17 protein-coding genes are annotated in these 22,082 nt (G+C 59.7%); 8 read left to right on the plus strand and 9 right to left on the minus strand.

Features of this window, described 5'->3' with window-relative positions; genetic code table 11:
* Nucleotides 1-11 precede the first annotated feature (11 nt).
* Entirely contained in the window at nt 12-3,059 is a 3,048-nt protein-coding gene (gene fdnG / locus ACQUTI_RS02240) for a formate dehydrogenase-N subunit alpha (RefSeq protein WP_085956532.1), read from the minus strand.
* A 225-nt stretch (nt 3,060-3,284) separates the two neighbouring features.
* On the opposite strand from fdnG, the gene yddG reads away from it, so the two are divergent.
* Nucleotides 3,285-4,163: an aromatic amino acid DMT transporter YddG gene (gene yddG / locus ACQUTI_RS02245; protein ID WP_004202687.1), complete on the plus strand. Its 879-nt coding sequence runs from the start codon at nt 3,285-3,287 to the stop codon at nt 4,161-4,163.
* Here yddG and benD read toward each other — a convergent pair.
* From benD to ACQUTI_RS02280, 7 genes are all read right to left on the minus strand, one after another.
* Nucleotides 4,160-4,933: a benzoate diol dehydrogenase BenD gene (benD, locus tag ACQUTI_RS02250; RefSeq protein ID WP_096833371.1), complete on the minus strand. Its 774-nt coding sequence runs from the start codon at nt 4,931-4,933 to the stop codon at nt 4,160-4,162. The two genes, yddG and benD, sit on opposite strands and share 4 nt — an antisense overlap.
* Before the next feature lie 9 nt (nt 4,934-4,942).
* On the minus strand, nt 4,943-5,959 hold the full coding sequence (gene benC / locus ACQUTI_RS02255) for a benzoate 1,2-dioxygenase electron transfer component BenC (protein ID WP_004202691.1): 1,017 nt from the start codon (nt 5,957-5,959) through the stop codon (nt 4,943-4,945).
* A gap of 9 nt (nt 5,960-5,968) precedes the next feature.
* Complete coding sequence (gene benB, locus ACQUTI_RS02260) at nt 5,969-6,454, minus strand: benzoate 1,2-dioxygenase small subunit (protein ID WP_004202692.1); 486 nt, start codon at nt 6,452-6,454, stop codon at nt 5,969-5,971.
* Nucleotides 6,454-7,836 (minus strand): Rieske 2Fe-2S domain-containing protein, encoded by a 1,383-nt coding sequence (locus ACQUTI_RS02265; protein WP_062914239.1) that lies wholly within the window; start codon nt 7,834-7,836, stop codon nt 6,454-6,456. Before ACQUTI_RS02265 ends, benB begins: the two co-directional genes overlap by 1 nt.
* A gap of 109 nt (nt 7,837-7,945) precedes the next feature.
* Nucleotides 7,946-8,872 (minus strand): catechol 1,2-dioxygenase, encoded by a 927-nt coding sequence (gene catA / locus ACQUTI_RS02270; RefSeq protein ID WP_122542929.1) that lies wholly within the window; start codon nt 8,870-8,872, stop codon nt 7,946-7,948.
* Nucleotides 8,873-8,938: 66 nt separating this feature from the next.
* Nucleotides 8,939-9,229 carry a muconolactone Delta-isomerase gene (gene catC, locus ACQUTI_RS02275; RefSeq protein WP_004202698.1) on the minus strand — a complete coding sequence of 97 codons (291 nt, stop codon included), beginning with the start codon at nt 9,227-9,229 and terminating at the stop codon, nt 8,939-8,941.
* 19 nt (nt 9,230-9,248) lie between these two features.
* On the minus strand, nt 9,249-10,412 hold the full coding sequence (locus ACQUTI_RS02280) for a muconate cycloisomerase family protein (RefSeq protein WP_200785114.1): 1,164 nt from the start codon (nt 10,410-10,412) through the stop codon (nt 9,249-9,251).
* 117 nt (nt 10,413-10,529) lie between these two features.
* Between ACQUTI_RS02280 and ACQUTI_RS02285 the strand changes: the two genes are divergently transcribed.
* Nucleotides 10,530-11,420: an IclR family transcriptional regulator domain-containing protein gene (locus tag ACQUTI_RS02285; protein WP_072140467.1), complete on the plus strand. Its 891-nt coding sequence runs from the start codon at nt 10,530-10,532 to the stop codon at nt 11,418-11,420.
* On the opposite strand, the gene kmrA is transcribed toward ACQUTI_RS02285, so the two are convergent.
* Nucleotides 11,415-12,914 (minus strand): efflux MFS transporter KmrA, encoded by a 1,500-nt coding sequence (gene kmrA, locus ACQUTI_RS02290; protein WP_004202702.1) that lies wholly within the window; start codon nt 12,912-12,914, stop codon nt 11,415-11,417. The two genes, ACQUTI_RS02285 and kmrA, sit on opposite strands and share 6 nt — an antisense overlap.
* 119 nt (nt 12,915-13,033) lie before the next feature.
* Here kmrA and ACQUTI_RS02295 point away from each other — a divergent pair, with 119 nt between their 5' ends.
* The 6 genes from ACQUTI_RS02295 to narI all read left to right on the plus strand — a co-directional run bounded on the left by ACQUTI_RS02295 (nt 13,034) and on the right by narI (nt 21,934).
* Entirely contained in the window at nt 13,034-13,609 is a 576-nt protein-coding gene (locus ACQUTI_RS02295) for a TetR family transcriptional regulator (protein WP_048295819.1), read from the plus strand.
* Between the two features lie 175 nt (nt 13,610-13,784).
* Nucleotides 13,785-15,167 (plus strand): nitrate/nitrite transporter NarU, encoded by a 1,383-nt coding sequence (gene narU, locus ACQUTI_RS02300; RefSeq protein WP_200785113.1) that lies wholly within the window; start codon nt 13,785-13,787, stop codon nt 15,165-15,167.
* A 113-nt stretch (nt 15,168-15,280) separates the two neighbouring features.
* Nucleotides 15,281-19,021, plus strand: a complete 3,741-nt coding sequence (locus ACQUTI_RS02305) for a nitrate reductase subunit alpha (RefSeq protein WP_254465543.1) — start codon at nt 15,281-15,283, stop codon at nt 19,019-19,021.
* Nucleotides 19,018-20,562 (plus strand): nitrate reductase subunit beta, encoded by a 1,545-nt coding sequence (gene narH / locus ACQUTI_RS02310; RefSeq protein ID WP_087770997.1) that lies wholly within the window; start codon nt 19,018-19,020, stop codon nt 20,560-20,562. The genes ACQUTI_RS02305 and narH overlap by 4 nt, the downstream gene beginning before the upstream one ends.
* A complete protein-coding gene (narW, locus tag ACQUTI_RS02315) occupies nt 20,562-21,257 on the plus strand; it encodes a nitrate reductase molybdenum cofactor assembly chaperone (protein WP_049092371.1) in 696 nt (231 codons plus the stop codon). The genes narH and narW overlap by 1 nt, the downstream gene beginning before the upstream one ends.
* On the plus strand, nt 21,254-21,934 hold the full coding sequence (narI, locus tag ACQUTI_RS02320) for a respiratory nitrate reductase subunit gamma (protein WP_049092370.1): 681 nt from the start codon (nt 21,254-21,256) through the stop codon (nt 21,932-21,934). The genes narW and narI overlap by 4 nt, the downstream gene beginning before the upstream one ends.
* Nucleotides 21,935-22,082 lie beyond the last annotated feature (148 nt).

Below are 22,082 nucleotides of genomic sequence, written 5' to 3' on the forward strand. Positions count from 1 at the left end.
TGAATCGCTCCTTACGCTTTCTCGATGTTGACCAGAAACGCCTTATATTCCGGCGTTTGCGAGTTGGAATCGCCAACGTTCGGCGTCAGGGTGTTAGCGATATAGCCTTTGCGAGCCACGCCTTCAAAACCCCAGTGCAGCGGGATCCCGACGGTCTCCACCTGCTGGCCGTTGACGTTGAGCGTTTGCAGGCGACGCGTCACCACCGCTACCGCGCGAATAAAGCCGCGCTGGCTGCTGACTTTAACCCGGTCGCCGTTGGCAATCCCTTTCGCTTTTGCCAGCCCTTCGCTAATTTCGACAAACTGTTCCGGCTGCGCGATGGAATTGAGCAGCGCATGCTTGGTCCAGGTATGGAAATGCTCGGTCAGACGATAGGTGGTCCCGACATACGGGAACTTATCCTTCTTACCTAAGCGGATGGCGTCCTCTTCATACAAACGCACCACCGGGCTGGAGACCACCTTCGGGTGCAGCGGGTTAGTGCCAAGCGGGGTTTCCATCGGCTCGTAGTGTTCCGGGAACGGTCCTTCCGCCAGCTTATCCAGCGCGAACAGGCGACCCAGCCCCTCCTGCTGCATGATAAATGGCCCGGTGTTACTCCCCGGCGGCGCGGTATTGAAGTCCGGAATATCATTCCCGACCCACTTGCTGCCGTTCCACTGGATCAGCATCCGCTTCGCATCCCACGGCTTGCCGTTGATATCGGCCGAAGCGCGGTTATAGAGCACCCGGCGATTAAGCGGCCACGCCCAGGCCCAGCCCAGCGTATTGCCCAGACCCGAAGGGTCGGCATTATCGCGATTCGCCATCTGGTTGCCCTGCTCCGTCCAGCTGCCGGCATAGATCCAACAGGAAGACGCCGTCGTCCCGTCGTCACGCAGCAGCGCGAAGCTGTTCAGCAGCTGGCCTTTTTTCGCCACCAGGGTGCCGTTGGCGTCATAAAGATCCGCCAGCGCGTAGCCGTTGTTCTCTTTCGCGACTTCTTCCGATTCCGGATGGTCCGGCTGCTTATAGCGCCAGCTCATCTTCAGCAGGGGTTCCGCACCCTTCCCGCCTTCGGTGCGGTACAGTTCGCGCAGGCGATGGTAAATCCCGGCCAGGATCTCGCCGTCGTTACGTGCTTCACCTGGGGCATCCTGACCTTTCCAGTGCCACTGCAGCCAGCGGCCGGAGTTGGCGATCGAACCGTCCTCTTCGGCAAAGCAGGTCGATGGCAGGCGGAAGACTTCCGTCTGAATCGTCGACGGGTCGACGTCATTAGACTCGCCGTGGTTCTGCCAGAAAGTGGAAGTTTCGGTGACCAGCGGATCGATAACCACCATATACTTCAGCTTGCTCAGGCTGCGAACCACTTTGTTTTTGTCCGGGAAGGACGCGACCGGGTTAAAGCCCTGGCAGATATAGCCAGTGACTTTGCCGTTATCCATCATGTTGAAGTATTTGATAACGTCGTAAGCCTGGTCCCACTTTGGTAACCACTCAAAGCCCCAGTCGTTCTCTTTTTGCGCCGCCTCGCCGTAGAAGGATTTCATCAGGCTGACAAAGAATTTCGGGTAGTTGCTCCAGTAGTTCACCTGGTCCGGTAGGGTCGCTTTTGGCGTGTTGGCCGCCAGGTACGTCTGCAGATCCGGCTGCTTTTCAGAAGGCAGGGTCAGGTAGCCTGGCAGGCTGGTAGACAGCAGGCCAAGGTCGGTCAGCCCCTGAATATTAGAGTGACCGCGCAGGGCATTCACGCCACCGCCGGCCATGCCCATATTGCCGAGCAGCAATTGGATCATCGCCATGGTGCGAATGTTCTGCGCGCCGACGGTGTGCTGCGTCCAGCCCAGGGCATACAGGAAGGTGGTGGTGCGATCGGCGGCGCTGGTTGAGGCCAGCACATCGCACACCTTGAGGAAGTCCGCTTTCGGCGTACCGCAGATGTTTTCGACCACCTCTGGCGTGTAACGGGAAACGTGCTGCTTCAGCAGATTCCACACGCAGCGCGGATGGCTTAGCGTCTCATCGCGTTTAGCGTAGCCGTTTTCATCGAACTGGTAGTTCCAGGACGATTTATCATACTGGCGTTTGTCCGCATCATAGCCGCTGAACAGCCCCTCTTCGAAGGCAAAATCATCCCGCACCAGCAGGCTGGCGTTGGTGTAGTGCTTCACGTACTCGGCATTGATTTTGTTATGTTCGATCAGGTACAGCAGCACCCCCGACAGGAAGGTAATATCGGTACCGGAGCGAATCGGCGCATAGATATCGGCCACCGACGCAGTGCGCGTAAAGCGCGGGTCGACGACGATAAGCGTGGCGTCGTTGTTGTTCTTCGCCTCCATCGCCCAGCGGAATCCCACCGGGTGGGCTTCCGCGGCGTTACCGCCCATCACCACCACGACGTTCGCGTTTTTGATATCCACCCAGTGGTTAGTCATCGCACCGCGACCAAATGTTGGAGCAAGACTTGCTACCGTTGGTCCGTGTCAGACGCGCGCCTGGTTGTCTACCGCCAGCATGCCGAGCGATCGCACAAATTTTTGCGTCAGCATGCCGGTCTCATTACTCGCCGCCGAGGCGCACAGCATACCGGTGGAAAGCCAGCGGTTAACCGTCGCGCCCTGCTCGTTCTTTTCCATAAAATTGGCGTCGCGGTCGGCTTTCATCAGCCGGGCAATGCGGCTGAAGGCTTCATCCCAGGAGAGTCGCTGCCATTTATCGGATCCCGGGGCGCGGTACTCCGGGTAGCGCAGGCGGTTATCACTGTGGACATAGTCCAGCAGGCCGGCGCCTTTCGGACATAGCGCGCCGCGGCTCACCGGATGGTCCGGATCTCCTTCGATATGGTAAATCGCTTCTTTAGCGTTTTTCGCGCCGTCGCCGAGGCTATACATTAATAGCCCGCAGCCAACGGAGCAGTAAGTGCAGGTGTTGCGGATCTCTTTCGCACGCAGCAATTTGTAGTTGCGTGCCTGAGCCAGCGCCATTTTGGGGGCAAAGCCCAGGGCGGCAGCTGTGGTTCCGGCCATACCGCCTGCGCAGATCTTAAAGAACTTTCTGCGGCTGACGTCCATTGCATTCCTCCATGCAGGATGTTGATTCATCGCGCGGAGGAAACTAACAGTAAAATCCCGGGAAAATTTGCGTCAAATCAAGGAGCAAAACCCACTCCCCCTTAATCGCCAGCCGCGGCCGTTTTCACTAATCCCCAGGGGTTACCCATGGCGGAAAATTTCACCCCGCGGCGGTCAAAAGATGATATATATGCCGGCTGCATTCGCGTAACCCTCAGGATAAGCATGGAGAAAAAGAGAGCCACGACTATCGGCTTCGCCGCCATTATTTTATGGAGCACGATGGTCGGATTGATTCGCGGCGTCAGCGAAGGACTGGGACCGGTCGGCGGCGCGGCGATGATTTACAGCCTCAGCGGCCTGCTGCTGATTTTTACCGTCGGTTTCCCTAACCTGCGCCAGATCCCGCGCCGCTATCTGCTGGCCGGCAGCGTGCTGTTTGTCAGCTATGAAATCTGCCTCGCGCTGTCCCTGGGCTATGCCGCCAGCCGTCAACAGGCCATTGAGGTGGGGATGGTCAATTATCTGTGGCCCAGCCTGACCATCCTGTTCGCCATCCTGTTTAATGGTCAGAAAAGCAGCTGGCTGGTGATCCCCGGTTTGCTTCTCGCCCTGCTTGGCGTCGGCTGGGTGTTGGGGGGTGAGCACGGCCTGCAGCTGGAGGAGATTATCAGCAACGTCATCTCCAGTCCGCTCAGCTATCTGCTGGCCTTTGTCGGCGCCTTTATCTGGGCGGCCTACTGCACGGTGACGGCCAAATATGCCGGCGGCAAAAATGCCATTACCCTGTTCGTCCTGTTAACCGCGCTGACGCTATGGCTGAAGTTTCTCGCCACGCCGCAGCCGCCGATGGTCTTCAGCTGGCCGGTCAGCATCAAGCTGCTGACGGTAGCGGTGGCGCTCGGTCTGGCCTACGCCGCGTGGAACGTGGGGATCCTCCACGGCAACGTCAGCCTGCTGGCGGCGGCCTCCTACTTCACCCCGGTGCTCTCCTCCGCGCTGGCGGCGATCCTGCTTAGCGCCGCGCTATCATGGTCGTTCTGGCAGGGGGCCGGGATGGTGTGTCTCGGCTCCCTGCTCTGCTGGTATGCAACCCGCCGTTAGCCGAGATCGCCGCCCGCCACCGGGAGGGTGACGCCGGTGATATAGCTGGCCTCATCGCTGGCGAGAAACAGGATCGCGTTTGCCTGTTCCGCCAGCGTGCCGTAGCGGTGCATCAGACTGCTGGCCACCGTCTGATCGACCACCTGCTGATACCACGCCTTCTCCTGCTCACTGGGCTGCTCGTCGTTACGCGGCGTCAGGCGCGGCGGCGCCTCCGTCCCGCCCGGCGCGACGGCATTGATGCGGATGCCGCTGCCACTGTACTCCATGGCAATCGACCGGGTCAGCGCATTGACGCCGCCTTTCGCCGCCGAGTAAGGCACCCGGTTGACCCCTGCTGTCGCCACCGACGAGATATTGACGATGCAGCCTTTGCCCTGCTTCAGCATCCACGGTAGCGCCGCGCGGCAGCCCCACAGGGTAGGAAACAGCGAGCGGCGGATCTCTTTCTCAATCTGCTCCGGTTGGTATTCGGCAAACGGCCGCGCCCAGATGGTCCCCCCGACGTTATTGATTAACACATCGATGCGGCCAAAATGCGCCACCCCGTCGGCAAACGCCTGCTCGGCGCTCGGCCACTGTTCCAGGTCCGCCTCCAGCGCCAGCACCTGACTGCCGGACTGATCCAGCGTCGCCGCCAGCTCATGCACCCTGGGCGAACGATCGATGAGCAGCAGAGCCGCGCCTTCCGCAGCCGCCTGCTCCGCGGTTTGTCGGCCAATGCCCTGGGCCGCGCCGGTGATGGCGACCACTTTATCGCTAAAACGCATACTGCCTCCTTATGCCGCCGCGCTCTGGCTGGCGATAAATTTCTCGTACCAGAAGCCCGCCGGGGTGATCCCTCGCTCACGCAGCGCCGTGGCGACCGCGTTGACCATCGGCGGCGGTCCGCAAAGGTAGATATCGACCTCGCCATTATTCAGCATGGCGTCGTCAAGATGATCGGTGACGAAGCCGCGCTGCGGGCAAGGACTGTTTTCCTCCGCCACTACCGGTAGCCAGCGAAAGTGGTTTAACTGCTGACGGAATGCCTCCAGCGCCTCGGTCTTCACCAGATCCGCGTCGCGCGTGACGCCATACATCAGGGTCACCGGGCGCGCGGCGTTCTGCGCCTGCAAGGTCTCGAGCATGGAGAGCAGCGGCGCCAGCCCGGTACCGCCGGCCAGCATCAGCAGCGGACGTTCGCCGTGGCGCAGATAGAAGCTGCCCATCGGGCCGCTGAGGGTAAGACGATCGCCGGGCCGCGCCTGCAGGGTTAACCACTGGCTCATCATGCCGCCGGGCACGTTACGGATCAGGAAACGCCCTTCTGCCGAGCCTGGCCGTGAGCTGAAGGAATAGGCGCGAACGTGCGGCGTGCCTGGCACCTGAATGTTGACGTACTGCCCCGCCAGGAAGTCCAGCGGCTCATCGAGGGCGACCACCAGCTCGATGGCGGTATCGGACAGACAATTCACCTGTCGCACCTGCGCCCCGGTGTTCGTCAGGGCGGTTTTACACTGCGCGGCGGCCACCGGCACATCGACAACGCAGTCGCTGGTCGGCACCATCTGGCAGGTCAGCACCTGGCGGGCCTGCGCTTCCTCATCGCTTAACGCCTCGTCGAGATACTCCTCGCCGAGATCGTATTCCCCGCTGGCGCAGTGGCATTTGCAGGTGCCGCACACGCCGTCCGAGCAGTCCATCGGCAGATTCACCTTCTGCCGATAGGCAGCATCCAGGACTTTCTCTCCGGCATGGCATTGAATAAAGCGGGTGATACCGTCCTCAAAATTAAGAGCAATAGTGAAGGTCATAGGCGCCTCTTAAATGTGGTAAACGTCAATCACCTGACGGATATAGTCGTTATTCAGGCGCACGGTTTTGCGCACGATCTGCGGCCGGCCGTCCTGCTCGGTCAGCGTGCAGCAGGTGGCGCCGAAAAAGGCATCGGTGTGCTGATAGCGGTGGCTCCAGGTCACCCAGCTGTAACGCACCTCCAGCCCCTCGTCGCTCTCCCCCAGCAGTTCGACGTTGCTGATGATATGGGTGGTCCGCGGCTCCGGCGTGCTGGCCCCGGAGCGCTCGGTTTTAATGCGGTAGACGCGATCCTCCAGCCCTTCCCGGTTGGGATAGTAGATAAGCGAAATCTCTTTTTGCGGGTCGCGCGTCAGCTGATCGTCGTCGCCCCACGCCGGCATCCAGTAGATCACCTGCGGGCTGTAGCAGCTGAGCCATTCATCCCACTGACGGTCATCCAGCAGACGGGCTTCGTGATAGAGAAACTGGCGTACCTGTTCGAGGTTCAGCATCAGGCCACCTCCACACGCTGGGTGATCGACTGGTCATAGCGCTGCTGCTCTTGTTCAATCGCCGCGAGCATCAGCGTCTGCCAGTGATGGTGATGGGCGATGTACAGCGCCTCGTCCTCCGATTTCACGCCGCTTAAGCGCGGATTAAATCCGGCGTGCTGCGCATGCTCATCCGGACCATCGACCCAGCGCAGCGCGCCGCGGCTGAGATCGCTCCACGCCAGATTTTCACCGAGATAGCCGCGCTGACAGGCGCTGAACTCTTCGAGATCGTCCGGGGTGCCCATCCCGCTAACGTTAAAGAAATCTTCATACTGGCGGATACGCAGGGCCCGCGCCTGGTCGGATTCCCCCTTCGGGGCAAAGCACCAGATAGTGACTTCGGTTTTGTCGACCGCAATCGGGCGGATTACGCGGATCTGGGTAGAAAACTGATCCATCAGGTAGACGTTGGGATACAGGCACAGGTTGCGGGTTTCGTTGACCATCTGGTCGGCGCGCCGTTCGCCGAATTCCGCCTGCAGACGCTCGCGATGGGCATACACCGGGCGCACCTCCGGATTCAGCGCCCGGGTCCACAGCAGCATATGGCCGTTATCAAATCCGTAGCCGCCGCCGAGGCTTTTTGACCAGCCGTTGGCGTCCACCGCATGGGTGCCTTGCGCTTCATAGTTGCGTCGCGACATGGTGGAGGCGTAGTTCCAGTGCACCACGCTGACATGGTAGCCATCAGCGCCGTTCTCCGCGCCCAGCTTCCAGTTGCCTTCGTAAACGTAGCTCGACGAACCCTTGAGCACTTCCAGCCCCTCCGGCGCCTGGTCGACGATCAGATCGATGATTTTACAAGTTTCCCCGAGATAGGCTTCCAGCGGCTGCACGTCGGCATTGAGGCTGCCGAATAAAAAACCGCGATAGGACTGAAAACGCGGCAGCTTTTGCAGGTCGTGAGATCCTTCCTGTTTGAAGGTGTCAGGATAAGCGCCGGTGCTTTCATCTTTGGCTTTTAATAATTTGCCGTTATTGCTGAAGGTCCAGCCGTGAAACGGACAGGTAAAAGAGTTTTTATTCCCGGTTTTCCTTCGACATAACATGGCGCCGCGATGAGCGCAGCTGTTAATTAACGCATGCAGCTCATGCTTTTTATCGCGGGTAATAATCACCGGCTGACGCCCCAGCGTCAGGGTATAATAATCACCCGGTTCGGCAATTTGGCTTTCATGGGCGAGAAATACCCAGTTACCTTCGAAGATATGCTTCATTTCAAATTCAAACAGCTGCGGGTCGGTAAATATCGACCGATGGCAGCGGTAAATATGATTTTCACGATCGACAATTAAGGCGTTGTTAATTTTGTCTTTAAGCGCTGATAGCGTTTTTTGCATGAGTCAGTCCCTCCTGCAGTATTCAGGATGAAATAAACCGGGTGAATTGTTAGCTTTCAGGTGCAATGTCTGGCCCGGGCAACCGCGTGCCCGGGGCCGTTACAGCAGATTACGCTTTGGCGCGCAGGCGGGCGCCGCGCTGCTCTTCGTCGGCGCTGAGCGCTTTACACAGGGTGAAATCAAAACAGACCTCAGTGTGCTCTCCCTCAAGGTCGCGCTGCGCGATAGTCTCGCGGTCCGTCACTTTAATCGGGTCGGCAATCAGACCGTCGCGGGTGGCGAAGGCAAAATCATCCCACAGGTATTTATCGCCGCTGAGGTTGATCTGGCTGGTGAGATGTTTATGCCCCGGCGCGGAGACGAAGAAGTGAATATGCGCCGGACGGTTGCCGTGGCGGCCTAACTGATCCAGCAATTTCTGCGTTGGTCCATCCGGCGGACAGCCGTAGCCGGAAGGCAGGATGCTGCGCACGCTATAGCGGCCATCGGCGCCGGTACGGATCCGACGGCGCAGGTTGTATTCGCTCTGGCTCGGGTCGAAGAAGGAGTAATTGCCGAGGGTATTGGCGTGCCAGATATCGACGATGGCGTTGGCCACCGGCCGGCCCTCCGTATCTTTGACCTGGCCATGCAGCCACATCACTTCCCCTGGGTCGGCGCCATCATCCATCCGGGCGTGACCTTCGGCCAGCGGCGCATTGGCCAAATACAGCGGCCCTTCGATGGTGCGCGGGGTGCCGGTTTCCCGGCGCGCCGCTGCGTCAATGGCATCCTGACGCAGGTCGAGGAAATGCTCCAGACCCAGCCCTGCCGCCAGCAGCGCCGCCTCCTGACGACCACCCAGCGCATGCAGATAGTTCACCGCATGCCAGAACTCTTCTTCGGTGATGTTATAGTCGTCGATCAGCGTACAGATATTCTCCAGCAGACGGTGAATAATGGCTTTAAAACGTTCGTTTCCGCCAGGGACATGTAAACCCGCCCCTTCACGTAATAATTTCTGCACGGCTTCTTGTTGTACGAAAGCATTACTCATTATTATTCTCTCTTATCGTTGTAGGGTATTTACCGGGTCACCCCGGCATGAGGTCAGGTGTTATTATTAGCTATCATCGTCACGAACAGACGAGGGATGGCGGCACAGCGCCTCGACGCGAATATCCATAAAAGGATACAGCGGCAATCCCATTAATATTTGATGTAACTCTTCGGTATCTTTGACATCGAAAATACTGACATTGGCGTAAAGACCGGCGACGCGCCAGATATGTCGCCATTTGCCTTCCCGCTGTAATTGTTGCGAATAGGCTTTTTCGCGTTGTTTTATTTCCTCCGCTTCGGCGACGGGAAAGCCGAGCGGTATATTCACGGTCATATCCACTTTAAATAGCATCTGTTTCTCCTGTTTCCCGCTACGCCTCGCGGGTGTAAAAACGCAGTTTGTCTTCATCCAGCTCGACGCCAAGACCCGGGATTTGCGGGAGCACCACCTCGCCGTCGGCAAAGGAGAGCGGTACGCTGACGATATCGTCTTTCAGCAACAGCGGGCCGAACATTTCGGTGCCCCACTGCAGCGGCAGCGTCGACCAGGCGTGTAGCGAGGCGACAGTCCCGACGGTCCCCTCCAGCATGGTGCCGCCATACAGGCCAATACCCGCCGCCTGGGCGACGCGGGCCAGCGCCAGTACGCTGTTCGGTCCGCCGGCCTTGGCGATTTTCAGCGCGTAAGCGCCAGTAAAGCCCTGCTGCGCCAGTTGATAGCCATCGTAAGCGGTGGCCACCGCTTCGTCGGCGAGGATCGCGGTTTCAATATGCTGGCTTAACCGCACCAGCGCCGCGTTGTCGTGGGCGCTGACCGGCTGTTCGATGAGGTCGACGCCCATCGCCGCCAGCTCGCGGCAGCCTTTCGCGCCGGTTGCGGCGTCCCAGGCCTGATTGACGTCGACGCGGATGCTGGCGCGATCCCCTAGCGCCTCCACAATGGCGCGAGTATGGCGCAGGTCGGTCGCTAATTCGCGTGCGCCAATTTTCAGCTTGAAAGCCTGATGGCGCCGCTCGGCTAACAGTTTTTCCCCTTCGGCAATATCTTTCGCGGTATCGCCGCTGGCTAACGTCCACAGCACCGGCAACGCCGTTTGCAGCGCGCCGCCGAGCAGCGCCGACACCGGCAGCCCCAGCGCTTTGCCCTGGGCATCCAGCAGCGCGGTTTCAATGGCGGACCTGGCAAAAGTGTTGCCTTTAATGGCGCTGTTCATGCGGGCGGTCAGCGCATTCAGGTTATCAGCCGGTTGCCCCAGCAGCAGCGGCGTCAGGTAATGCGTTATCGCCGACGAGATAGTCTCCGGGCTCTCGACGCCATAGCTCAAGCCGCCGATGGTGGTGGCCTCGCCAATGCCGCAGATGCCGTCGGAGCGGGTAAGGCGCACGATCACCAGCGTCTGACATCCCATGGTGGTCATCGACAATTTATGTGGCCGGATGGTTGGGACATCCACAATCCAGCTCTCAATACGTTCTACGGTGGCAGTCATTTTCGCTTCCTGATGAGATGTATAACTTTTTGTACCCACATCCATAACGGGGAGGGCTATGCCATTGACAATAGGGTTCGGCCTGGCGGATGGTCAACGGCGATAATCGAAATGTTGTGCGATTATCGACGCGTTTGTTAAAAGACGGTTATTAATGTGATCGTGGTGGTAAAACCGGCACAATTCAGCGCGCCCCATTTTGCGCAAGGTATAGTGATCTGCCGTGAGCTTTACGCTGCAACGGAGAAGGATGCGATGAGCGACAATATCCCCAATACGCTGAGCGCCAGGCAGGCCGAGCACGATCCCAACTTTATGCTGTCTCTGGCCCGCGGTCTGGAGGTGCTTAACGCCTTCACCCCACAGCGTCAGCGGCTGACCATTTCCCAGTTAAGCCAGAAAACGCAAATTTCCCGCGCGGCGGTACGCCGCTGTCTGTATACCCTCGCCGCGCTGGGCATGGTCCATAGCCCGGATGGCCGCCATTATGAGCTGCTCCCCCGGGTGCTGGCGGTGGGCCATGCCTATCTCGCCGGCACCCCGCTGGCGAAAGTGGCGCAGACGGCGCTGGACAGCCTCGGCAAAGCCCTCGGCGAATCCTGTTCGGCGGCGACACTCGACGGGGATAACGTGCTCTATATTGCCCGCGCGGCGGTGAATAATTTATTGAGCGTCGATATCGGACGCGGCAGTCGCCTGCCGGCGTGGGCGACGTCGATGGGTCGGGTATTGCTCAGCGCGCTGCCGGAAGAGCAGCTGGAGGTGACACTGTCACGTGCCGTGCTCATTCGCTACACCCCACACACCCTGTGCGATATGGCCGGGCTACGCGCGGAGATTGATCGGGTGCGCATGCAGGGCTATGCCCTCGCCGACCGGCAGATAGAGGTGGGCCTGTGCTCGCTGGCGGTGCCGGTGCTGTCGCGTCATGGCCAGGTGGTGGCCGCGCTGAATGTCGGGGTGCCGGCCGCGACGGTCAGCGCCGCGGCGTTAAAAGAGAAAGCCCTCGCCCCGCTACGCCGCGCGGCGATGGACCTGTCGCTACAGCTATAGCGCCGTCTGCGGCTTCGTCACCGTGGCGAGGCTGCGCCAGATCCCGGCGGCCAGCAGCAGAAGCATGACCCCCGCTGTCGCCAGCACCAGACTGTGCGCCTGGGTAAAGGCCGCCTTCGCCGCCGCCATCAGCGCCTCCGCCACCCCGGCGGGTAGCGCCTGGGTCAGGCTGACCGCCTCGCCGATCGATGACGACGCCCGCTGCGCCATGGTCTCATTCAGCCCGGACGGTAGCACAATAGTGGCGCTGTAGCTGCGGGTCAGGATCAGGCCGAACAGGGCAATGCCGAGGCCAGCGCCCAGCTCATAGGCCATGGTTTCGATCGCCCCGGCCGCCGCCGCTTTCTCCTTCGGCGCCGCCGCCATAATGGCGGAGCTGGAGGCCAGCAGCGCGCTGGCGACGCTAAAGCCGAGCAGCGTCATCAGCCCCCAGGCCAACCATTGCTGAGTGCTGAAATCGGTCAGCGCCAGGCCCAGAAAGCTGAAGGCGCTGAGCAACATCCCGCCGGTCGCCACCTCGCGCAGCCCGAGCTTCGACACCAGCATCCCGGCAATCGGCCCGCTAAAGCCGCTGGCCACCATCACCGGCAGCATAAACATCCCCGCCTCGAACGGCGTTTTCTGATGCACAAACTGCAGCTCCTGAGCCATCAACAGCTCAAAACCCACCAGGGTAATCAGGGCGGTCATCGCCATCATCACCCCGCTTAAAATAATGCGATGAGTGAACAGTCGCATATCCACCATCGGCCGGACCGCCGACAGCTGTTTGCGGATAAACCAGGTGAGCATCGCCGCCCCGCCGATCGCCACCAGCGCGGTGAGCCACAGCGCCAGCTGGCCCTTCAGGGCCGATTTGGCGCTAAACACCAGCATCAGGATCGCCGCAATCAAAATGAGCGCCTGCAGCAGGTTCAGCGGCTGGTCGCGACGCGCGGGCTGACGCGGCACCACTTTGGCGTTAATGGCGATAACCACCAGCACAATCGGCACGTTGATCAGGAACACCGATCCCCAGTAGAAATGCTCCAACAGCATGCCGCCCACCAGCGGGCCAAAGGCCGCGCCGCCGGAGCCCACCGCCGCCCACAGCCCCAGCGCCATATTGCGCTGGCTGGCCTCGGCAAAGGTGCTGCGGATCCCGGCCAGCGTCGCCGGGACGATCATCGCCGCCCCCACCGCCAGCAGGGCACGGGAGGCAATCAGCGTCAGAGCCGTCGGCGACAGTGCGGCGCACAGCGAGGCGACGCCAAAAATAGCGCTGCCGAGCAGCAGCAGACGTTTAAAGCCGATTTTATCGCCAAGGGCGCCCATCGGCAGCACCATCCCGGCCATCACCAATGAATAGATATCAATGATCCACAGCAGCTCATTGCCGCTGCTGCCCAGCGCGACGCTGAGGGTCGGCGCGGCCACATGCAACACCGTGGCGTCAATCGCCACCGGAATATAAACCAGCAAAATCGCCATCAGCGTCATCCATTGCCGTGACATAGCTTGTACCTCAATGTTAGAACTTGGACACACGTCCAGGATGGCGATCCTGCCGGATTGTTGAACGCATGTCCAACTTTTTGTTACACTCGGCCAAAGCCAGATATCAGCGGGGTTCTATGCACTATTTACAGCGGGATGAGCGACGGGAAGGGATTATGCAGGCCGCCATGCGCCTGGCGCTGCGCGGCGGCTTCAGCGCCATGACCGTGCGGCAGATCGCCCGCGAAGCGCAGGTGGCCGCCGGGCAACTGCACCACCACTTCGCCTCCATCGGCGAGCTGAAGTCCCAGGTGTTCATCCGTCTTATCCGCGAGATGCTCGACATGCCGCTGGTGGCCGAGGACGCCAGCTGGCGCGAGCGGTTATTCTCGATGATCGGCAGCGAGGATGGCCGGCTGGAACCCTATATCCGCCTGTGGCGGGAAGGCCAGGTTCTGGCCGACAGCGACCCGTACATCAAAGCGGCCTACCTGCTGACCATGACCATGTGGCATGCCGAGACCGTGGCGATCGTGGAACAGGGTCTCGCCTGCGGAGAGTTTCACTCGAGCGAGCCGCCGGGGGATATCGCCTGGCGTTTTATCGCCCTGGTGTGCGGCCTCGACGGAATTTACGCCCTCGGCACCCAAACCCTGGACGAGACGGCGTTTAGCCGTTACGTCAATAAGATGATTACGCTGGAGTTATTTTAGTTAAATTTTACATTTAGTAACAATTAATCCCGCTACGCTCTCCACGTGCTCTCCGACAGCACGTTTTTTTTATCTACGCTTTTTAGATAACGCCAATTAAGGGTTATTCACCGTCACCTTGTATTCAGCTGTTGACCTTATTTATTTACTCCATTCCGGGCAATTAGAGGGCAATATGTCGGTACAAAATGAGAAAGATAATCATTACCTTTTGAAAAGCTGGCGGCCAGAAAATAAGGCCTTCTGGGAATACAAGGGTCAGGCCATTGCGAGAAGAAACCTCTGGATATCAGTCATCTGCTTACTACTTGCTTTCTGCGTATGGATGTTATTCAGCGCCGTGGCGGTCAACCTTAATAAGGTCGGTTTTCATTTCACTACCGACCAGCTTTTTTTATTAACCGCACTTCCTTCACTTTCCGGCGCGATATTACGGGTCCCCTACTCCTTTATGGTACCCCTCTTCGGCGGGCGCTACTGGACCGTATTAAGTACAGTGATCCTAATTGTGCCTTGTATTTGGTTAGGCGTGGCGATCCAGAATAGCGCTACTCCATTCTGGGTATTTATTGTTATTGCGCTGCTGTGCGGTTTTGCCGGGGCTAATTTTGCTTCCAGTATGGGAAATATCAGTTTCTTTTTTCCCAAAGCCAAACAGGGCAGCGCGCTGGGGGTCAACGGCGGCTTGGGCAATCTCGGGGTCAGCGTGATGCAGATGGTCGCCCCGGCGGTGATCTTTCTGCCGATCTTCACCTTCCTCGGCGTCCATGGCGTCACCCAGCCCGATGGCTCGACCATGGCCCTGAGTAATGCGGCGCTCGTCTGGGTACCCCTCCTGCTGCTTGCCACCGCTGCCGCCTGGTTCGGTATGAATGATATCGCCAGTTCGAAGGCCTCGATTCGCGATCAGCTTCCCGTACTCAAGCGCCCGCATATGTGGCTGTTGAGCCTGCTCTATCTGGCGACTTTCGGCTCATTTATCGGCTTCTCCGCCGGCTTCGCCATGCTGGCGAAAACCCAGTTTCCTGCGGTCGACATTCTCAAGCTGGCTTTCTTTGGACCGTTTATTGGCGCGCTGGCGCGCTCATTCGGCGGGATCATCTCCGACCGTCTGGGCGGTGTGCGGGTGACGCTGGTCAATTTCGTGCTGATGGCGCTCTTTACCGGTCTGCTGTTCCTCACCCTGCCGGGCAGCGGATCCGGCAGCTTCCTCGCCTTCTACGTGGTGTTTATGGGGCTGTTTTTAACCGCCGGACTCGGCAGCGGCTCCACCTTCCAGATGATCGCCGTCATCTTCCGTCAGCTCACCATCGACAGCGTGAGGCAGCGCGGCGGCAGCGAAGAAGAAGCGCAGCACGAAGCCGTAACCGATACCGCTGCCGCGCTGGGCTTTATCTCGGCAATTGGCGCCATCGGCGGCTTCTTTATCCCGAAAGCCTTCGGCACCTCGCTGGCGATGACCGGTTCGCCGGTCGGGGCGATGAAGGTCTTCTTCGTTTTTTACGTGGTTTGCGTATTGGTGACCTGGCTGGTCTACGGCCGACGTAAACCCGCTTAACCATAACGATTTATCTGCCGGATGGCGGCTTACGCCTTATCCGGCCTACGCGTTCGTTCGCTCATCCGGCCGGGTGGCACGATGCCGGACATCATCGGAGCAGGAGAAATGTCATGAGTAAACTACTGGATCGCTTTCGCTACTTTAAGCAGAAAGGCGAGACCTTTGCCAACGGCCACGGTCAGGTCTACAACAACAACCGTGACTGGGAAGACAGCTACCGTCAACGCTGGCAGTTCGACAAAATTGTCCGCTCCACCCACGGCGTGAATTGCACCGGCTCCTGCAGCTGGAAAATTTATGTCAAAAACGGTCTGGTGACCTGGGAAACCCAGCAGACCGATTATCCGCGTACCCGCCCGGATCTGCCGAACCATGAACCACGCGGCTGCCCGCGAGGCGCCAGCTACTCCTGGTATCTCTATAGCGCCAACCGTCTGAAGTACCCGCTGGCGCGTAAACGGCTGATTGCGTTGTGGCGCGAAGCACTGGCGCAGTTTCCCGACCCGGTGCAGGCCTGGGATAGCATCATGCAGGATCCGGCCAAAACCTCCAGCTATAAAGCGGCGCGCGGCAAAGGCGGCTTTGTCCGCTCCAGCTGGAAAGAGCTGAATCAGCTTATCGCCTCCGCCAACGTCTGGACCATCAAACACTACGGTCCGGACCGCGTCGCCGGGTTCTCGCCGATCCCGGCGATGTCGATGGTCTCCTACGCCGCGGGTACCCGCTATTTATCCCTTATCGGCGGCACCTGCCTTAGCTTCTATGACTGGTACTGCGACCTGCCCCCCGCCTCGCCGATGACCTGGGGCGAGCAGACCGACGTGCCGGAATCCGCCGACTGGTACAACGCCAGCTACATTATCGCCTGGGGCTCCAACGTGCCGCAGACCCGGACCCCGGATGCCCACTTCTTCACCGAAGTGCGCTACAAAGGCACCAAAACCATCGCCATCACTCCGGACTATTCGGAAGTGGCCAAACTGTGCGACCACTGGCTGGCGCCGAAGCAAGGTACCGACAGCGCGCTGGCGATGGCCATGGGCCACGTGATCCTCAAAACCTTCCACCTTGATAACCCGAGCGATTACTTTCTTAACTACTGCCGCACCTATACCGACATGCCGATGCTGGTGATGCTTGAGCCGCGCGACGATGGCAGCTATGTGCCAGGCCGCATGCTGCGCGCCTCCGACCTGCTGGATGGACTGGGCGAAACGAATAACCCGGAATGGAAAACCGTCGCCTGCACCGCCGACGGCGAACTGGTGGCGCCAAACGGTTCCATCGGCTTTCGCTGGGGCGAAAAAGGGAAATGGAACCTCGAACCGCTGGCTGACGGCAAAACGGTGGAGCTCACGCTGTCTCTGCTGGATATTCGCGACAGCGTGGCGTCAGTCGCCTTCCCCTACTTCGGCGGCAATGAAAACCCGCATTTCCGCAGCGTGCCGCAGGCACCGGTAACCCTTCATCCGCTCCCGGTGAAACAGCTGACGCTGGCCAGTGGCGAAAGCGGCCTGGTGGTCAGCGTATATGACCTGATTCTGGCTAACTACGGCCTGGACCGAGGGCTTGATGATGTCAATGCGGCGAAAGATTTCGCCGAGGTTAAAGCCTATACCCCGGCGTGGGCGGAGCAGATCACCGGCGTGCCGCGCCAGCATATCGAACAAATCGCCCGCGAGTTCGCCGATACGGCGCATAAAACCCATGGCCGTTCGATGATTATCCTCGGCGCCGGGGTAAACCACTGGTACCACATGGATATGAACTACCGGGGGATGATTAACCTGCTGGTGTTCTGCGGCTGCGTCGGCCAGAGCGGCGGCGGCTGGTCGCACTATGTCGGCCAGGAGAAGCTGCGCCCACAGACCGGCTGGCTGCCGCTGGCGTTCGCGCTGGACTGGAACCGCCCGCCGCGGCAAATGAACAGCACCTCCTATTTCTACAATCACGCCAGCCAGTGGCGCTATGAAAAACTGACCGCGCAGGAGCTGTTGTCGCCGCTGGCCGACGCCAGCAAATTTAGCGGCAGCCTTATCGACTTCAACGTCCGCGCGGAACGGATGGGCTGGTTGCCTTCTGCGCCACAGCTCAACGTCAACCCGCTGGCCATCAAGCAGCAGGCCGAGGCCGCCGGGCTATCGCCCTCGGCGTTCACGGTGCGGTCGCTAAAATCCGGCGAGATCCGCTTTGCCGCCGAGCAGCCGGACAGCGGCAAAAACCATCCGCGGAACCTGTTTATCTGGCGCTCTAACCTGCTGGGATCGTCCGGTAAGGGGCATGAGTACATGTTGAAATACCTGCTCGGGACCGACAGCGGTATTCAGGAGGATGAACTGGGCGCCAGCGATGAGGTGAAACCTGAGGAAGTCGAGTGGCAGACGGCGGCTATCGAGGGCAAACTCGACCTACTGGTGACGCTGGATTTCCGCATGTCCAGTACCTGTCTCTTTTCCGATATTGTTCTACCGACCGCCACCTGGTACGAAAAAGACGATATGAACACCTCGGATATGCATCCGTTTATCCACCCGCTTTCCGCCGCCGTCGACCCGGCGTGGGAGGCAAAGAGCGACTGGGAGATTTACAAAGATATCGCCAAATCCTTCTCGCAGGTCTGCGTCGGCCATCTCGGGAAAGAGACCGACGTGGTGCTGGTCCCGCTGCAGCATGACTCTCCGGCTGAGCTGGCGCAGCCGTTCGAGGTGCTTGACTGGCGCAAGGGCGAATGCGATCTGATCCCCGGGAAAACCGCTCCGTCGATTGCCCTGGTGGAGCGCGACTATCCCGCCACCTGGGAACGCTTCACCTCTCTCGGGCCGCTGCTCGATAAGCTTGGCAACGGCGGAAAAGGCATCTCGTGGAATACGCAAAGCGAAGTCGATTTCCTCGGCAAGCTTAACTACCTCAAGCAGGACGGTCCGGCCAAAGGCCGGCCGCGGATCGACAGCGCCATTGACGCCTCAGAAGTTATTCTCAGCCTCGCGCCGGAAACCAACGGCCAGGTGGCGGTGAAAGCCTGGCAGGCGCTGGGAGAATTTACCGGTCGCGACCACACTCATCTGGCGCTGAATAAAGAGGATGAGAAGATCCGCTTCCGCGATATTCAGGCGCAGCCGCGCAAGATCATCTCCAGCCCAACGTGGTCCGGACTGGAAAGCGAGCACGTCTCCTACAACGCCGGTTATACCAATGTGCACGAACTGATCCCGTGGCGCACCCTCTCCGGGCGGCAACAGCTGTATCAGGACCATCCGTGGATGCGGGCTTTCGGCGAAAGCCTGGTGGCTTATCGCCCGCCCATTGATACCCGCAGCGTCAGCCAGATGAAGGCCGTGCCGCCGAACGGTTTTCCGGAGAAAGCGCTGAACTTCCTGACCCCGCACCAGAAATGGGGGATCCACTCCACATACAGCGAAAACCTGCTGATGCTGACGCTGTCGCGCGGCGGGCCGATCGTCTGGCTCAGTGAAACTGACGCCAGAGAGCTGGGCATTGAAGATAACGACTGGATTGAAGCGTTCAACGCCAACGGCGCCCTCACCGCCCGGGCGGTGGTGAGCCAGCGCGTGCCGCCGGGGATGACCATGATGTATCACGCTCAGGAGCGGATTATGAATATCCCGGGTTCGGAAGTGACCGGCCGCCGCGGCGGCATTCACAACTCCGTTACCCGCGTCTGCCCGAAGCCGACGCACATGATCGGCGGCTACGCCCAGCTGGCCTATGGCTTTAACTACTACGGCACCGTCGGCTCCAACCGCGACGAGTTCATCATGATCCGCAAAATGAAAAATATTGCCTGGCTGGATGACGAAGGTCGCGATCAGGTACAGGAGGCGAAAAAATGAAAATCCGTTCTCAGGTTGGAATGGTGCTGAATCTGGACAAATGCATCGGCTGTCACACCTGCTCGGTCACCTGTAAAAACGTCTGGAGCAGCCGGGAGGGCATGGAGTACGCGTGGTTCAATAATGTGGAAACCAAACCGGGCATTGGCTACCCAAAAAACTGGGAAGACCAGGAGAAGTGGCAAGGCGGCTGGATCCGCGGCATCAGCGGTAAACTGACGCCCCGCCTCGGCAATCGGGTTAGCGTGCTGTCGAAGATATTCGCCAACCCGGTGCTGCCGGCGATTGACGATTACTACGAACCCTTCACCTACGATTACCAGCACCTGCACAACGCGCCGGAGGGAAAATATCTGCCTACCGCCCGCCCACGCTCGCTGATCAGCGGCGAGCGGATGGATAAAATTGACTGGGGCCCGAACTGGGAGGAACTGCTCGGCGGTGAGTTCGAGAAACGCGCCCGCGACCGTAACTTCGAAGCCATGCAGAAAGAGATGTACGGCCAGTTCGAAAACACCTTTATGATGTACCTCCCGCGCCTGTGCGAGCACTGCCTCAACCCGAGCTGCGTGGCCACCTGCCCGAGCGGCGCCATCTACAAGCGTGAGGAAGATGGCATCGTGCTGATAGACCAGGACAAATGCCGCGGCTGGCGGATGTGCATCAGCGGCTGTCCATATAAAAAAATCTACTTTAACTGGAAGAGCGGTAAGTCGGAAAAATGCATCTTCTGCTATCCGCGCATTGAGTCCGGGCAGCCAACGGTGTGCTCCGAAACCTGCGTCGGGCGCATCCGCTATCTCGGCGTCTTGCTGTATGACGCCGACCGTATCGAAGAGGCTGCCAGCGCCGAGCATGAAACCGACCTCTATGAGCGCCAGTGCGAGGTATTCCTTAATCCAAACGATCCGGCGGTCATCGAGGAAGCGTTAAAACAAGGCATCCCCCACAATGTCATTGAGGCGGCGCAGAAATCGCCGGTCTATAAGCTGGCGATGGACTGGAAGCTGGCCCTGCCGCTGCATCCGGAGTATCGCACCCTGCCGATGGTCTGGTATGTGCCGCCCCTGTCGCCGATCCAGTCGGTTGCCGACGCCGGCGGCCTGCCCAACAACGGCGCCATCCTGCCGGCGGTGGAGAGCCTGCGCATTCCGGTCCAGTACCTGGCGAACCTGTTGAGCGCCGGGGATACCGGACCGGTATTGCGCGCGCTGAAACGGATGATGGCGATGCGCCACTACAAGCGCTCGCAAACCGTTGAGGGCGTGACCGATACCCGGGCAATTGAAGAGGTGGGACTCAGCGTTGAGCAGGTCGAAGAGATGTATCGCTATCTGGCGATCGCCAACTACGAAGACCGCTTCGTGATCCCCACCAGCCATCGCGAACTGGCGGAGGATGCCTTCCCGGAACGCAACGGCTGCGGCTTTACCTTCGGCGACGGCTGCCACGGGTCAGATACGAAATTCAACCTGTTTAACAGCCGGCGGATTGACGCCATCGACGTCAGCGGCGTGCGTAAGCATGGGGAGGGAGAGTGATGCGGATCCTGAAAGTGCTCGGTCTGCTGCTGGAGTATCCCGACGAGGTGCTGTGGGAGAACCGCGACGAAGCCCTGGCGCTGGTCAGCGCCGATATCCCTTCCCTGACGCCCTTTGTCGGGGAGCTGCTGGCGGCGCCGCTGTTGGATCGCCAGGCCGACTGGTGCGAGGTGTTCGAGCGAGGGCGCGCCACCTCGCTGCTGCTGTTTGAACATGTGCATGCTGAGTCCCGCGACCGTGGCCAGGCGATGGTGGACCTGATGAATCAGTATCAGCAGGCAGGTCTGCTGATCGATTGCCGTGAACTGCCCGACTATCTGCCGCTGTATCTGGAGTATCTCAGTATTTTACCCCTCGCCGACGCCCGCGAAGGGCTGCAGAATATCGCGCCGATTCTGGCGCTGATCGGCGGCCGCCTGAAGCAACGAGAATGCTCGTATTATCAACTGTTTGACGCCCTGCTGGCGCTGGCAAAAAGCCCGCTCACCAGTGACAGTGTCACCAAACAGGTGGCGGGAGAAAAGCGCGACGATACCTCTCAGGCGCTGGACGAAGTGTGGGAAGAAGAGCAGGTGAAGTTTATTGAAGATAATGCGACCGCTTGCGACAGCTCGCCTATGCAAGCTTATCAACGACGCTTTAGCCAGGATGTGGCGCCGCTGTACGTCGACATCCGCGCCGGAGGCCCGAAATGATCCAGTATCTGAACGTCTTCTTTTACGATATCTACCCTTACCTTTGCGGCGCCGTGTTTCTGCTCGGCAGCTGGCTACGCTACGACTATGGGCAGTATACCTGGCGCGCGTCATCCAGCCAGATGCTGGATAAACGCGGGATGGTGCTATGGTCGAACTTGTTTCATATCGGCATTCTCGGCATTTTTTTCGGCCATCTCTTTGGCATGCTGACCCCGCACTGGGTCTACTCGTGGTTCCTGCCGATGTCGCAGAAGCAGCTGATGGCGATGATCCTCGGCGGCGTGTGCGGGGCGCTCACCCTGGTGGGCGGCATCGGCCTGCTGGCGCGCCGCCTGACCAACCCGCGCATTCGCGCCACCTCCACCACGGCTGATATTCTGATCCTGTGCATTTTGCTGATTCAGTGCGCGCTGGGGCTGACGACGATCCCCTTCTCCGCCCAGCATCCGGACGGCAGCGAAATGCTCAAGCTGGTGGACTGGGCGCAGGCGGTGGTCACCTTCCACGGCGGCGCCTCGGCGCATCTGGACGGCGTGGCGTGGATTTACCGCGTACACCTGGTGCTGGGGATGACCATCTTCCTGATCTTCCCGTTCACCCGTCTGGTTCACGTCTGGAGCGCGCCGGTGGAGTATTTCACCCGCCGTTACCAGGTGGTGCGCTCCCGACGCTGACGGCGTTTATCATTCATCCTTACCAGTAGCCCGGACGAGGCGCTCGTGCCGACTCCGGGTCATATTTATCGGCCCCGGTTCCAGCCTTTATGCCGGATGGCGGCTACGCCTTATCCGGCCTACAGGATCCACTCACAGGCTCACACCC

The organism is Klebsiella sp. 7-CIP_Kleb. (assembly GCF_050378655.1).
Classification (GTDB): Bacteria; Pseudomonadota; Gammaproteobacteria; order Enterobacterales; family Enterobacteriaceae; genus Klebsiella; species Klebsiella quasipneumoniae.

Excerpts from the sequence above, each read along its gene's own strand:
- benB (WP_004202692.1), bottom strand. The coding sequence starts at position 6,454 with ATGCTGAACCTCGAACAGGTACGCCAGTTTCTCTATCACGAAGCCCGT.
- ACQUTI_RS02280 (WP_200785114.1), bottom strand. The coding sequence starts at position 10,412 with ATGGATGTGGGTACAAAAAGTTATACATCTCATCAGGAAGCGAAAATG.
- yddG (WP_004202687.1), top strand. The coding sequence starts at position 3,285 with ATGGAGAAAAAGAGAGCCACGACTATCGGCTTCGCCGCCATTATTTTA.
- benD (WP_096833371.1), bottom strand. The coding sequence starts at position 4,933 with ATGCGTTTTAGCGATAAAGTGGTCGCCATCACCGGCGCGGCCCAGGGC.
- narI (WP_049092370.1), top strand. The coding sequence starts at position 21,254 with ATGATCCAGTATCTGAACGTCTTCTTTTACGATATCTACCCTTACCTT.
- ACQUTI_RS02295 (WP_048295819.1), top strand. The coding sequence starts at position 13,034 with ATGCACTATTTACAGCGGGATGAGCGACGGGAAGGGATTATGCAGGCC.
- kmrA (WP_004202702.1), bottom strand. The coding sequence starts at position 12,914 with ATGTCACGGCAATGGATGACGCTGATGGCGATTTTGCTGGTTTATATT.
- ACQUTI_RS02305 (WP_254465543.1), top strand. The coding sequence starts at position 15,281 with ATGAGTAAACTACTGGATCGCTTTCGCTACTTTAAGCAGAAAGGCGAG.
- benC (WP_004202691.1), bottom strand. The coding sequence starts at position 5,959 with ATGACCTTCACTATTGCTCTTAATTTTGAGGACGGTATCACCCGCTTT.
- narW (WP_049092371.1), top strand. The coding sequence starts at position 20,562 with ATGCGGATCCTGAAAGTGCTCGGTCTGCTGCTGGAGTATCCCGACGAG.
- narU (WP_200785113.1), top strand. The coding sequence starts at position 13,785 with ATGTCGGTACAAAATGAGAAAGATAATCATTACCTTTTGAAAAGCTGG.
- narH (WP_087770997.1), top strand. The coding sequence starts at position 19,018 with ATGAAAATCCGTTCTCAGGTTGGAATGGTGCTGAATCTGGACAAATGC.
- catA (WP_122542929.1), bottom strand. The coding sequence starts at position 8,872 with ATGAGTAATGCTTTCGTACAACAAGAAGCCGTGCAGAAATTATTACGT.
- catC (WP_004202698.1), bottom strand. The coding sequence starts at position 9,229 with ATGCTATTTAAAGTGGATATGACCGTGAATATACCGCTCGGCTTTCCC.
- ACQUTI_RS02265 (WP_062914239.1), bottom strand. The coding sequence starts at position 7,836 with ATGCAAAAAACGCTATCAGCGCTTAAAGACAAAATTAACAACGCCTTA.